Annotated in this window: 12 protein-coding genes; 6 read left to right on the top strand and 6 right to left on the bottom strand. The window is 73.7% G+C overall.

Annotation, left to right across the window (positions count from 1 at the left end):
• The first annotated feature begins 158 nt into the window (after nt 1–158).
• Complete coding sequence (locus ABD52_RS18880) at nt 159–1,430, top strand: Ig-like domain-containing protein (protein WP_047892682.1); 1,272 nt, start codon at nt 159–161, stop codon at nt 1,428–1,430.
• A 60-nt stretch (nt 1,431–1,490) separates the two neighbouring features.
• Here the strand turns inward: ABD52_RS18880 and ABD52_RS18885 are convergent, their stop codons facing one another.
• A complete protein-coding gene (locus ABD52_RS18885; protein WP_053065416.1) occupies nt 1,491–2,510 on the bottom strand; it encodes an SMP-30/gluconolactonase/LRE family protein in 1,020 nt (339 codons plus the stop codon).
• A 185-nt stretch (nt 2,511–2,695) separates the two neighbouring features.
• On the opposite strand from ABD52_RS18885, the gene ABD52_RS18890 reads away from it, so the two are divergent.
• Complete coding sequence (locus tag ABD52_RS18890) at nt 2,696–3,157, top strand: STAS domain-containing protein (protein WP_047892683.1); 462 nt, start codon at nt 2,696–2,698, stop codon at nt 3,155–3,157.
• Between the two features lie 99 nt (nt 3,158–3,256).
• On the opposite strand, the gene ABD52_RS18895 is transcribed toward ABD52_RS18890, so the two are convergent.
• A complete protein-coding gene (locus ABD52_RS18895; RefSeq protein ID WP_013286592.1) occupies nt 3,257–3,625 on the bottom strand; it encodes an FKBP-type peptidyl-prolyl cis-trans isomerase in 369 nt (122 codons plus the stop codon).
• Nucleotides 3,626–3,777: 152 nt separating this feature from the next.
• Entirely contained in the window at nt 3,778–4,350 is a 573-nt protein-coding gene (locus tag ABD52_RS18900) for a DoxX family protein (protein ID WP_013286591.1), read from the bottom strand.
• Nucleotides 4,351–4,577: 227 nt separating this feature from the next.
• Here ABD52_RS18900 and ABD52_RS18905 point away from each other — a divergent pair, with 227 nt between their 5' ends.
• Nucleotides 4,578–5,276 (top strand): CBS domain-containing protein, encoded by a 699-nt coding sequence (locus ABD52_RS18905; RefSeq protein WP_013286590.1) that lies wholly within the window; start codon nt 4,578–4,580, stop codon nt 5,274–5,276.
• Nucleotides 5,277–5,300: 24 nt separating this feature from the next.
• Here the strand turns inward: ABD52_RS18905 and ABD52_RS18910 are convergent, their stop codons facing one another.
• Nucleotides 5,301–6,023 carry a helical backbone metal receptor gene (locus tag ABD52_RS18910; RefSeq protein WP_047892684.1) on the bottom strand — a complete coding sequence of 241 codons (723 nt, stop codon included), beginning with the start codon at nt 6,021–6,023 and terminating at the stop codon, nt 5,301–5,303.
• Nucleotides 6,024–6,054: 31 nt separating this feature from the next.
• Nucleotides 6,055–7,146 (bottom strand): DICT sensory domain-containing protein, encoded by a 1,092-nt coding sequence (locus tag ABD52_RS18915; protein ID WP_047892685.1) that lies wholly within the window; start codon nt 7,144–7,146, stop codon nt 6,055–6,057.
• 106 nt (nt 7,147–7,252) lie between these two features.
• Between ABD52_RS18915 and ABD52_RS18920 the strand changes: the two genes are divergently transcribed.
• A complete protein-coding gene (locus tag ABD52_RS18920) occupies nt 7,253–8,119 on the top strand; it encodes a DUF2726 domain-containing protein (RefSeq protein WP_047892686.1) in 867 nt (288 codons plus the stop codon).
• A gap of 314 nt (nt 8,120–8,433) precedes the next feature.
• Entirely contained in the window at nt 8,434–9,696 is a 1,263-nt protein-coding gene (locus ABD52_RS18925) for a hypothetical protein (protein ID WP_036311104.1), read from the top strand.
• Between the two features lie 206 nt (nt 9,697–9,902).
• On the opposite strand, the gene ABD52_RS18930 is transcribed toward ABD52_RS18925, so the two are convergent.
• Nucleotides 9,903–10,250 carry an Lsr2 family protein gene (locus ABD52_RS18930; RefSeq protein ID WP_013286585.1) on the bottom strand — a complete coding sequence of 116 codons (348 nt, stop codon included), beginning with the start codon at nt 10,248–10,250 and terminating at the stop codon, nt 9,903–9,905.
• Nucleotides 10,251–10,484: 234 nt separating this feature from the next.
• Here ABD52_RS18930 and lon point away from each other — a divergent pair, with 234 nt between their 5' ends.
• Complete coding sequence (gene lon, locus ABD52_RS18935; RefSeq protein ID WP_047892687.1) at nt 10,485–12,821, top strand: endopeptidase La; 2,337 nt, start codon at nt 10,485–10,487, stop codon at nt 12,819–12,821.
• The last annotated feature ends 38 nt before the right edge of the window (nt 12,822–12,859 follow it).

Consider the following 12,859-nt stretch of genomic DNA (forward strand, 5'->3'; position numbering starts at 1 on the left):
GAACCGGGCGGAGGGCGCGTGGGGCGCAACCGGGGACGGGAATTACCTGTCCGGCACAATTCGCGCAGCTGTTTCCGAGCAATTCCGCCGAAGGTGCCACGGCGCGATCCCAGGCCTACAGAATGTGGGCGAGAGGGTTCGGAAATGGGGGGCGAAATATGTTTGCGAGGCGCCGACTGACGCTTTTCGCGATGACCGTCGCAGCCGCGCCGCTGGCGGTCGGCGCGTGTACCGCCGGCCCGAAGTCGGTGACGAAGCGGGCCGAGGCCGCGCCGCCGTCGGTCGCCGTGACGCCGGCCGACCGCACCCGGGACGTGCCGATCAGCGCGGAGGTGGGGACGAAGGTCAGCAACGGCAAGGTGACAGCCGTCAAGCTGACCGACGACAAGGGCAACGCGGTGCCGGCCCAGCCGCGTGAGGACGGCTCCGGCTGGGTGCCGGACCGGCCGCTCGCCAATTCCCGGACGTACACCGCGGAGGTGACCGCGACCGGCGATTCGGGCAGGACCGCCACGCAGAAGACGACGTTCACGACAATGGCCAAATCCACCAAACCGGCAGTCACCAGCGAATTGTATTTCCGGCCGAATCAGACGTACGGGACGGCGATGCCGGTCGTGCTCGGATTCGACCCGCCGATTCCGAAGGAGGCGCGCGCGGACGTCCAGCGCCGGCTGTTCGTGAAGACCGACCCGCCGCAGCCGGGCACCTGGTCGTGGGTGGCCGACGGCAAGCAGGCCGAGTACCGGGCGCCGGACCGGTGGAAGCCGGGCACGAAGATCAGCGTGCGCAGCGCGTTGCAGGGTCTGCCCATCGGCAAGGAGGCGATCGGTGACTCCGACCGGGTCGCGAGCGCCAAGGTCGGCCGGCAGGTGACGCTCGACATCGACAACGAGGCCAAGCAGATGACCGTCTACCAGGACGGCAAGGTGGTCAAGAGGATCCCGGTCAGCCTCGGCAAGCCGAGCACGCCGACGTCGAGCGGCAACATGGTGATCATGGAGAAGCACGAGCACACCACGTTCGACACCCGCGGTGAGCCCAACGGTGGCTACGTGGTCGACGTGGACGACGCCCAGCGGCTGACCTGGGGCGGCGAGTTCATCCACTCGGCGCCGTGGTCGGAGGGCGACCAGGGCAGCACGAACGTCTCGCACGGCTGCACCAACGTCTCGGCCACCGCCGCGGACTGGCTGATGGGCTTCACGCAGGTCGGTGACCTGGTGACGGTCAAGGGCACCGAGGTGAAGCTCGACCAGGGCAACGGATTCACCGCCTGGAACGTCGGCTGGGACGAGTTCGCCAAGGGCAGCGCGCTGCCCGTACCGGCGGGGCTGAAGCCCACGCAGAGCACCACGCCGCACCCGGGCGCGGTGGCCGGCGGGTCGTCACCGGCCCCGGCCCCCTCGCGGAGCAACAGCGGCGGCTGAACCTGGGGAGGAACGGCCACGGGGCCGGCCCGCGTCCGCGCGGGCCGGCCCCCGTCGCGCTCAGTCCAGGCCGACGCGGGCCACCCCGGTGGCGGTCAGGCTGCCCAGCCAGAGGTGGCGGCCGCGCTGCCGCACACCGGTGACCATCGGGTACGCCCCGCTCGGGCCGTGCAGCGTGCGCAGCACCCGGCCGTCGCCGTCGACCAGCGCGACCAGCCCGTAGCGGCGCGGCTGCGGCTGCACCGCGCCGGGCAGCAGGGCCACGATCTGCCGCACCCGGGGATGCGGCAGCAGCCGTTCCATGGCCCGCAGCCGCGGGCTGGGCAACGCGACCCAGTAGGTGCCGTCGCCGACGCCGGATATGTTGTCCGGGTACGCGGGCAGGTCGGTGAGCACCGTGGCCCGCCCGCTGGGCAGGTCGACCCGCAGCAGCCGGTGGGTGGCGGTCTCGGCGAGCATCAGCGCCGACTCGTCCGGGGTGAGCGCGAGCCCGTTGGGGAAGTAGAGCCCCTCCGCGACCACGTCGGTGCGCCCGGTGCGCCTGTCGTACGCGAGGACCCGCCCGTTGGGCCGATGCTCCAGCAGGTCGCGTTTCCAGTGCGAGAGCGGGAACCGGTCGGACGAGTCGGTGAAGTAGACGGTGCCGTCGCGCCCCACCGCCGCGTTGTCGGCCAAGTGCACCGGCGGCGCGGTCCCGGTCAGCTCGTGCACCCGGCCGGCCGGGTCGACCCGCAGCAACCCTCGGTAGGCGTCGCAGACCAGCAGCCCGCCGTCGACCGGATCCCGCTCGATGCCCAGCGGCCGTCCGCCGGTCTCGGCCAGCAGCGTGGGCGGCGTGCCGGGCGGGGAGTCGGCCGGCCACCACCAGAGCCGGCCGTCCTCGTCGCCGCTGACCACCCGGCCGTCGCCGTCGACCACCACGTCCTCCGGGCCGTGGCCGCCGGCCGGCAGCGGCAGCAGGTCGGCCCGGTCGAGCCGGGTGTCAGCGGGCGACCAGGGGCCGGTGAGCGGCGGCGGCACCGTCGCCGGCTCGCGGACCGGCCGGATCAGCAGTGGGGCTCGCGGACGGGGGACGACCATCGGCTCATTGTGGCCCGGCGGCGTCGCGCTGGGCAGCCCCCGACGGCGTTTCGCCGTTTCCCGCGCGACGTGGCGTGGCGGTTGCGGGATGACCCTGAGACGGCTCGGGGTCGGTTCCCGGACACTACCCGGAACCCCTGCCGCGAGGTCCGGAAATGTCGGTGGGCCCGGGTAGGTTTGGCCGCATGGTACACAGCGGTGAGCGCTTCCACGTGGTGACGGACGTGCACGATCACGTGGTCGAGCTGCGCCCGGTCGGCGAGATCGACATCGCCTCCGTGACGGCGTTCCGGGCGGCGCTCTGGGCGGCGCCGGCCCGGCCGGTGCTGCGGGTCGACCTGTCCGGTGTGCGGCTGCTCTCCGCCGCCGGAGTCCGCGCGCTCGTCGCCACCCACCTGCGGGTGCGGGCCCGCGGCGGCGAGCTGGTGCTCACCGACCCCGACCCGGTGGTGGCCCGGGTGCTGCGGGTGACCGGCCTGCACCGCGTGCTCCCGGTGCGCTGCTCCGACCGCGCCCAGGACCTGCCCGGCCGCGCCCAGGACCTGCCCGGCCGCGCGCCGGACCTGCCCGGCCGCGCGCCGGACCTGCCCGGCCGCGCCCAGGATCCGTCCGGCCGCGCCCACGAGCTGATGGCCTGCGCGGCCTGAACGGCCGGCGGCCCGAGCGCACGCGGGGACGCACGCAGCCCGGGCGCACGCCGGGCCGCCGGCGCGGAAGCCGACGGCCCGATGTGAACGGCGTTGCGCTCAGCGCACGCCGAGCAGGTCCACCACGAAGACGAGCGTCTCGTTCGGCTTGATGACGCCGCCCGCGCCCCGGGCGCCGTAGCCCAGGTGCGGCGGGATGGTGAGCTTGCGCCGGCCGCCCACCTTCATGCCCACGACGCCCTGGTCCCAGCCGGCGATGACCTGGCCGCCGCCGAGCGGGAACTCGAACGTCTCACCCCGGTTCCACGAGGCGTCGAACTCGCGGCCGTTCGAGTGGGCCACGCCCACGTAGTGCACGCTCACCAGCTGGCCCGCGCGGGCCTCCGGGCCGTCGCCGACGGTGATGTCCTCGACGACCAGATCGGCGGGCGGCGCGCCCTCGATCGGGCCGATCTGGGGCTTGTCCATGAGCGGGTCTCCTCGGTGCTGACGGTGTGGTCACAGTCGATCCTGCCGGATCGCGACCGGCCGATACGCGCCGGTCCCCGCACACCGGCGTGGCGGGGACACGAAAGAGGCGGGCGTCGCCTGTCGGCGACGCCCGCCCCGGGGCGAGCTGGTCACTTCAGCCAGGGGAGACGCTGGACCAGGGGGAGCCTCGCCCAGGCCCGGCCGAGGCCGAGGGTGTTGCCGGCGCCCACCAGGGCCAGGCCGGCCAGCAGGCCCGCGTAGATGAGGTGGTCGTCCATGAAGGGGTTGTTCGCCGGGGGCAGCACGGCCGTCCACATCAGGACCAGGAGCAGACCGCCCGCGACGGCGGCGACCCGGATGCCGATGCCGAGCATCAGGGCGACACCGATGCCGAGCAGGCCGACCATGAACAGCCAGTCCGCCCAGGCCGCGCCGGCCAGGTTCTGGTAGATGCCCGCGAACGGTCCCTCGACGGCGTGTCCGAGGAAGCCCTTGGTGGGGCTGCCGCCGTTGATCCAGGCGTTCTTCGCCGGGGTCTCGTGGCCGAGGCCGAACATCTTGTCGAGGAAGGCCCAGAGGAACACCCAGCCCAGGGCGAGCCGCAGCCCGGCCCAGACGTACCGGGTGGCCTTCTGGCGGGTGGTCTCGGTGTGCGCCGCCGGAGCGATGGTGGCGGCGGGGGTCCGCTTGACGGCGGGGGTCCGCTCGATTGTCGCGGTCATGGTCTCCACGTCCCTTCCTGTGCCTCGCACCGCGCTTCCCGGTGGCACATTCATTCCACCGCCGCGCGGCGCCCGGGAGCAGGGCCGAGAGGTGCCCTCGTGACCGGGTCATTGGTCCCGTCCGTACCCGGTCCGGTCGGCCCCTCGCAGCCGGTCCGCCGCCCCTGACCAGGCCGTACGCCGCCGGCCTACCGTCGCAGGTGGAGACCCGGCACGAGGAGGTCGTGATGAGGACGTGGCAGGTTACCGACGTGATGACCAGGGATGTCGCCACGGTGACGGAGGAGACCCCGTACCGCGAGGTCGTCGACGTGCTGGTGCGGCAGCGGATCAGCGGTGTGCCGGTGGTGGACTCGTTCCGCCGGGTGCTCGGGGTGATCTCCGAGGCGGACCTGCTGCACAAGGTGGAGCGGTCCGGTCACCCGGACGAGCGGCGGGTCTTCGAGGGACGGCGCCGCCGTACCGCGCGGGAGAAGGCGGGCGCGCTCGTCGCCCGGGACCTGATGACCGCGCCCGCGGTCACCACCCACGAGCGGGCGTCGCTCGCGGCGACCGCCCGGCTGATGGACCACGAGGCCGTCAAGCGGCTCCCGGTGCTGGACGACCTGGGCCGGCTCGCCGGCATCGTCACCCGCGGTGACCTGCTGCGCGTGCACCTGCGTTCCGACGCGGAGATCCGCGAGGAGGTCGTGCACGAGGTGCTGCGGCGGGTGCTGTCGGTGCGCGACGGCCTGGTCACGGTCCAGGTCCGCGGCGGCGAGGTCACCATGGACGGGCGGCTGGACCGGCGTAGCGCCGTCGAGCTGGCCGGCCGTCTCGCCGCCCAGGTCGCGGGCGTGGTCGCGGTGCACAACGCGATCGGGTACGACGTGGACGACACCACGCTGATGGAGCTGGACCCGGTGCACGCCACCCCGGTCGCCTGAGCGCCGCCACCCGGGCCCCGCCGGTCAGGTGGGGCCCTCGGTGGCGAGCTGGGCGGCCAGCAGCGCGGGGGCCTCGGCCAGCGACGGCCCGTACCAGGTGAGGTGCCGGCCGGACACCAGCGCCGCCGGCACACCGGGGAACGCCTCCGGCCCGTCGTCGGCGGTGAACCGGTACGGCTCGTCGGGCAGCACCACCAGTTCCGGCGCCCGGGCGCGCAGCTCGTCCAGGCTCGGCCGGGGATAGCGTTCCGCGTCGTCGGCCCAGCCGTTGCGCACACCGAGCCGGGCCAGCACGTCCCCGGCGAACGTGTCCCGCCCCAGCACCACCCACGGCCGTCGCCACACCGGCACCACGGCGGTGCGGACGCGTCCCGGCGCGGGCAGCGCGGCCCAGGCGTGGCGGGCCTCCCGGAGCCACTGCGGCTCGGCCGGCGCGCCGAGCGCGACCACCAGCTCACCGAGCTGGTCGAGGGCCTCCGGCACGGTACGCGGGAAGGTGACCCGGACCGGCACCCCGGCCGCGCGCAGCGCCTCGGCGTCGGCCAGCCGGTTCTCCTCCTCGTTGAGCAGCACCAGGTCCGGCTCCAGGGCGAGCACCTGGTCCAGGTCCGGGTACTTCGTCCCGCCGACCCGGGCGACGTCCAGCCCGGCCGGGTGGGTGCACCAGTCGGTCGCGCCGACCAGCACCTCCGGGCGGGTGGCCGCGACCGCCTCGGTCAGCGACGGCACCAGCGACACCACCCGCACCGCGTCTCCTCTCCTTGAGCCGGACCGCCGGTCAGCGGGCCGCCGCGGTCACGGCGTCGGCGGTCTCCGGCGGCAGGCCCGCCACCGGCAGGCCCTTGCGTACCGCCCAGTCGACTGCGGCGCGCAGGTCCGCGGTGGGCAGCGGCCGCCGGGTGGTCACCCCGACCGCCGCGTGCACTGTGTACGCCATGAACGGGTACGACCGGGCCAACGCGCCGATCGCGTCGTGCAGCCGGCGTACCACCTCCAGCGCGGCCGGTTCGTCGAGCCCGGGCAGGAGGAGCTGGAACTCGTTCTCGGTGACGCGCAGCGCGCGGTCGACCGGCCGCAGCACGGCGGTGATCGCGGTGAGCACGGCGTGTCCCTCGCGGGCGACGCCGCGGCGGCCGAAGCGTTCCGGCGAGCCGGGCGGCGCGTCCACCCGCAGGCCGACCAGCGCCACCGGCAGCGTGCCGGAGGCGGTCACCCCGTCCGCGCCGGACCACCGGGCCAGGCCGGGCTCGTCCAGCATCGTCTCGGCCGGCTCGACCGGCTGGTTGTTCCGGTCGCCGCGGCGGGCCAGCAGCCGCAGCGCCGCCTCGGCACGCGGTTCGCCGGGCCCGGCCGGGATGTCCCGCACCCGGGCGATCGCCTCGTCCAGCGCGGTACGCGCCGCGGCGGGCAGCCGCTCGGCGAGCTGTTCGCGCAGCCGGATCGCCTCGTGCAGCGCCTCGTCGCGGCGGAAGCCCCAGCGTCCCTCGAACAGCCGGCCGGACTCCAGCGTCGGCGCGGGCGCCACCTCGGCCCGGTCGTGCGCGACGAGTGTGGCGCCGAAACGCGGGCTCAGCGCCACCACCGTCCACTCCCGGGCAAGCGCCTCCGCCTCGTCCAGCGCCACGCCGTAGGTACCGTCCGGCAGGTCGGGCGGCGGTCCGTCGACCATCGCCACCACCGTCACGGCGGCGCGGCCGGCGATGCGCCGGTAGACCTCGCGCTCCCGGGCGAAGTACGGCAGCCGCTGGAACAGCGCGAGCACGACGAGAGGGCCGTCCTCGGCCTCGGCGAGCGCCGCGCGTTCGATGGCGTGGGAGACGGTGACGAGACTGCGTTTGGTGAACTGTTCCGGGGTCCGTCCGCTGGGCACGGGCAGAGCCTAGAGGGACGGGCGCGGTAGCGCACCGGTCGGCCGGACCGGTCGTGCCGCACGGCCTACACTCGGGCGTCGACCGGACGAGGGGGATCGGGGCGAGATGACGAGCACAGGCAGCGTGACCGCCTCCTGGCTGCGGCCGATCCCGCCCGGCGCCGCGCCGTCCCTGGTCCGTGCCGGCCACCTCGGCCACACCGGGCGGCGGCTCGGCGACCTGGTGCAGGGCCGCCCGCCCGGGGTCACCGGCAGCCAGTGGAGCACCGCCGGGCGGGCGTCGCTCGACCTGGTGGTCTGCGCGGCCGACACCGGACTGCCGCGTTTCGCGGTGCGGTTCACCGTGCCCGCCCCCGACGGATCGGCCGCGCGACGGTCCGAACGGCTGACCGACGCGGTCTGCGTCGCCGTCGGCCTGCCGCTGGTGCGCGTCGAGTCGCCGACGCTGGGCGGCGCGGAGCAGGTCCGCCGGTTCGTCGAGTACGTGCTGGACGCGCGGGCCTACGCCGACGGCACCGACCCGGACGGCGGTGACACGGTCGGCTTCCGGGACATCATCGGCCGGCTGCCGGACGGCCGGCGCGGACCGGTGAACGACCTGGGCGCGCTGGCCCGGGTCGAGGCGGTCGAGGCGTACGTGGCGGGCCGGATCGCCGACCCGATCGTGCGCGGCCTGCACGTGCGCTGGACCGACGGTCCGGCGGAGGGCTGGGCCTGGGCCGAGGTACGGCCCGGCCGTTGCCTGCTGGAGCGGGTACGGCTGACCTCGCGCGGTTTCTCCTGCGGCGTCGACCCGGGGCGGCTCGCCGAGGACCTGGCGGCTGTGGCGCTGGGGGAGCGGTTGCGTGACCTCCACGGCGCCGCGCCGTCCCTGCTGGACCGCGACGAGCTTCTCCGGCGGGTACGCGCGCTGGCCGCCCGGCGGGACTCCTTCGACGGCGGGTTCGCCTTCGATCACCTCTGCGCCGACTGAGCCGTCCGTCCTCGCCGGCGAGGACGGCGACTTTTCGATTTTTTTCCGATCTCCGGTTGAACCTTCGCCGACGGCGCTCCGTACCTCATCGGGAATGGACGCAGATCTTCCCCGCCGCGCCCGGACGGCGCGGAGACGGTGCGGAAAGGGCATCGTCGGCCATTGACGCGCGACTGAGCGTCGCAGTGATCTCACACCCCGAATTCGTCGGTCCGCCGGGATCACCAGTCAACTACCGGATCGTGAAGGAGAGCAATTCGATGCGCAGGTCCACACGGGCGCGCCGGTCATCCGGTAACGCGCGGAGCAAGCGGATGCTGGCGGTTGTCGGCACGCTCGCGGTCTTCGGCGGCATCGTCGCCGTCACCCAGATCTCGTCCGCCCAGGACCGGCGGACGACCACCCGCGCCGCCTCGGCGTCCTGCGTGCCCGCGAGCCCCGGGGCGACCGCCCCGGACGGCCAGGGCAGCACCACCCGTACGTGGCAGAACGGCCGCTGGGTCCGCAACCACTGGGGCGACGGGCAGATGTCGCCGGCCGAGTGCCAGCAGACCAACGCGGGCGGCGCGGGCGCCGGCACCCCGACCGTGGCCTGCCCGGACGTCCGGGGCCGGCTGCCGCAGGTGCCCGGTCAGGCCCGCGCCGAGGTGGACCGCACCCTGGCGCTGCTGGAGTCGCAGATCGCCGACGCGAACCGGCGGCTCGCGGCGGAGGGCCGCAACGGCGGCGAGTTCATCAACAACGCGATCCTGCGTCCGCTCGCGGACAAGCGGACCGCGGCGCTCAACCGGATCGCCACCGCCATCGGCCGGGTCGCCCAGCGCCCGCAGGGCCTGGACCAGCTCGCCCAGTGCGCGGTGACCGACACCCCGCAGAACGGCGGCCAGAACGGCGGGAACAACAACGGCGGTCAGAACGGCGGCAACAACAACGGGGGCCAGAACGGCGGCAACAACAACGGCGGTCAGAACGGCGGGAACAACGGCGGCGGGAACAACAACGGCGGCGGCCAGAACAACGGTGGCGGCAACGGCCTGAACGTGCTCGCCAAGGACTGCTCCGGCAGCCAGCTCCAGGCCCACGACGGCTTCCAGAACGGCAACCGGTGCGTGAGCACCGCGTTCGGTGAGGTGGGCGCCGCGGCGAACAACCCGTCGCTGCTGATCACGCAGTTCCCGAACCAGGTGCGGCGCAACCAGCCGTTCACCCTCCGGGTCACCACCAAGAACCTGGTGCGGGACCGCTTCCTCGCCGCCGGCCAGGGCGGCTACTACCTGGAGAGCTCGCTGCTCAACGGCCAGGGCCTGGTGCGCGGCCACTTCCACACCGCCTGCCGCATGCTCGGCAGCACCCGGCAGCCTCCGAACCCGCAGGACGTGCCGGCCTTCTTCGTGGCCACCGAGGACGGGCGGGGCGGCAACCAGCCGGACGACGTGCTGATCCAGATTCCGGGCCTGGCGCAGTCGGGCGTGGCGCAGTGCGCGGTCTGGGCCGGTGACGGCTCGCACCGCATCCCGATGATGGAGCGGGCCAACCAGACTCCCGCCATCGACGTGGTGCGCATCCGGGTCAACTGAGCGGGCGAACGGCAGCGGCCGTCCGGGGGACTCCTCCGGGCGGCCGCTGCCGTTCCCGCGTACGTGCACGGTGGAAGGTGATCCCGGAAGAAATTTCGTGCCGGCGGTATCCGGCCGGATGAAAAGCGCTGACCGTAGAAAGCCGATCGGGGCCCCGCCGATTTCTCAGCGTGACCCCGGGATGCCCGACGGTGAACCGGTGGCGGTCAGCGGTTCTTGTACGCCTCGACCACCGACACCGGGATGCGTCCGCGCTCGGAAATCTCGAACCCGTTCTTGGCGGCCCATTCCCGGATGGCGCGGTTCTGCTCGCGGTCCATTCCCGAGGTGCTCGGCCGGGCGGTGCGACGGGCGCCGCGGGCGACCTCGGTCGCTCCCCGGCCGATTCGCCTGCCAGCGCTGATGTACGGATCCAGCGCCTTGCGCAGGACGCCCGCGTTCTCGTCGGAGACGTCGATCGTGTACGCCACGCCGTCCAGGCTGAACTCGACGGTCCGATCGGCCTTTCCGCCGTCGAGGTCGTCGGTCAGAACGGTGATTACTTTCCTTGCCATCGCCATTACTCCCTGTGTCGGGCGGGGTGTGGCTAAGAGTTTGACCTACCGCGCGGTAATTCCGCAACAATAGCCGACTGTTTCCATTCGGCGGGTCGCGGTAAAGGGTGCCGCCATTGGGTGCGGAGCGCGGGAACGCGGCGCTTCGTAGTGGCGTGGGTCACAACCCGGAACAAGGGGAACGTTTTGTTACTTGAGCCAGACACGCTCAACCAATGTGATGGCAGGTGTTCGATGGCAACTCTTCCGGTACTTCCTCTGACCGACGCCGTCCTGCTGCCCGGGATGGTCGTCCCGGTGACCCTCGACCCGACCACCCAGGCCGCTGTCGACGCGGCCCGCGCCACCGGCGACAAGGAACTCCTGGCCGTGCCCCGCATCGACGGCGAGTACGGCTCCGTCGGCGTGGTCGCAACGATCGAGAAGGTGGGCCGGCTGCCCAGCGGCGAACCGGCGGCGGTCGTCCGCGGTCTCACCCGCGCCCGCATCGGCTCCGGCGTGCCCGGTCCCGGCGCCGCGCTCTGGGTGGAGGCGGCCACACTCGACGAACCCGCACCGGCGGGCCGCGCCCGGGAACTCGCCCGCGAGTACCGCGCGCTCATGACCTCGGTGCTGCAGCAGCGCGGCGCCTGGCAGGTGATCGACGCGATGGAGCGGATGACCGACCTGTCCGAGCTGGCCGACTCGGCCGGCTACGCGCCCTGGCTCAGCCTGACCCAGAAGACCGAACTGCTCGCCGCGCCGGACGTCACCGCCCGGCTGGAACTGCTCGTCGGCTGGGTGAAGGAACACCTGGCCGAGCAGGAGGTCACCGAGCAGATCAACAGCGACGTCCGCGAGGGGCTGGAGAAGTCCCAGCGGGAGTTCCTGCTCCGCCAGCAGCTCGCCGCGATCCGCAAGGAACTCGGCGAGGACGAGCCGGACGGCTCCGCCGACTACCGCTCCCGGGTGGAGTCCGCCGACCTGCCGGAGAAGGTCCGTGAGGCGGCGCTTCGTGAGGTCGGCAAGCTGGAGCGGGCCAGTGACGCCTCACCCGAGGCGGGCTGGATCCGTACCTGGCTGGACACCGTCCTGGAGATGCCCTGGAGCACGCGTACCCAGGACGACACCGACCTGGCCGCGGCCCGGGCCGTGCTGGACGCCGACCACGCCGGCCTGGCCGACGTGAAGGACCGCATCCTGGAGTACCTCGCGGTGCGCAACCGGCGCGCGGAGCGCAACCTCGGCGTCGTCGGCGGACGCGGCTCCGGCGCGGTGCTGGCCCTGGCCGGCCCGCCCGGTGTCGGCAAGACCAGCCTCGGCGAGTCGGTCGCCCGGGCGCTGGGCCGCAACTTCGTCCGCGTCTCCCTCGGCGGTGTCCGGGACGAGGCGGAGATCCGCGGCCACCGGCGCACCTACGTCGGCGCGCTGCCCGGCCGGATCGTGCGGGCGCTGCGCGAGGCCGGCTCGATGAACCCGGTCGTGCTGCTCGACGAGGTCGACAAGCTGGCCGCCGGCTACTCCGGCGACCCGGCGGCGGCCCTGCTGGAGGTGCTCGACCCGGCGCAGAACCACACGTTCCGCGACCACTACCTGGAGGTCGACCTCGACCTGTCCGACGTGCTGTTCCTCGCCACCGCCAACGTGGTGGAGGCGATCCCCGGCCCGCTGCTGGACCGGATGGAGCTGGTCGCGCTGGACGGCTACACCGAGGACGAGAAGGTCGCCATCGCCCGGGACCACCTGCTGCCCCGGCAGCGGGAGCGGGCCGGGCTGACCGGCGAGGAGGTGAGCGTCGCCGACGAGGCGCTGGCGCTGATCGCTGGTGAGTACACCCGGGAGGCCGGCGTCCGGCAGCTCGAACGCGCTCTCGCCAAGATCTTGCGCAAGGTCGCGGTCGCGCTCGCCACGGACTCCGCGCCGGTGCACGTCGACGCCGGCAACCTGGCCCGCTACCTGGGCCGGCCCAAGTTCACCCCGGAGTCGGCCGAACGCACCGCAGTACCCGGCGTGGCGACCGGACTCGCGGTCACCGGCGCCGGTGGTGACGTGCTGTTCATCGAGGCCACCACGATGGAGGGTGAACCCGGGCTGACGCTGACCGGCCAGCTCGGCGACGTGATGAAGGAGTCCGCGCACATCGCGTGGTCGTACCTGCGGTCGAACGGGCGGCGCTACGGGCTGGACCCGAACGCGCTGGCCGGGCGGCGGATCCACCTGCACGTCCCGGCGGGCGCGGTACCGAAGGACGGCCCGAGCGCCGGCATCACCATGGTGACCGCGCTGGCCTCCCTGGTGACCGGGCGTCCGGTGCGGCCGGAGTTCGGGATGACCGGCGAGGTGACGCTCTCCGGCCGGGTGCTGCCGATCGGCGGGGTGAAGCAGAAACTGCTCGCCGCGCACCGGGCCGGTCTCACCGAGGTGATCATCCCGAAGCGCAACGAGCCGGACCTGGACGACCTGCCGGCGCAGGTGCGGGAGGCGCTGACCGTGCACACCCTGTCCGACGTGGCGGACGTGCTCGCGCTGGCCCTGCGCCCGGCCGAACTCGGCACCCAGGCGCTGGACGGGCCGGCGCTCGCCGCCGCCTGACGGCCGACGCCCCGGTCACCGTACGCACGGTGGCCGGG

This window comes from Micromonospora sp. RV43, from assembly GCF_001029515.1.
Taxonomy (GTDB): domain Bacteria; phylum Actinomycetota; class Actinomycetes; order Mycobacteriales; family Micromonosporaceae; genus Micromonospora; species Micromonospora aurantiaca.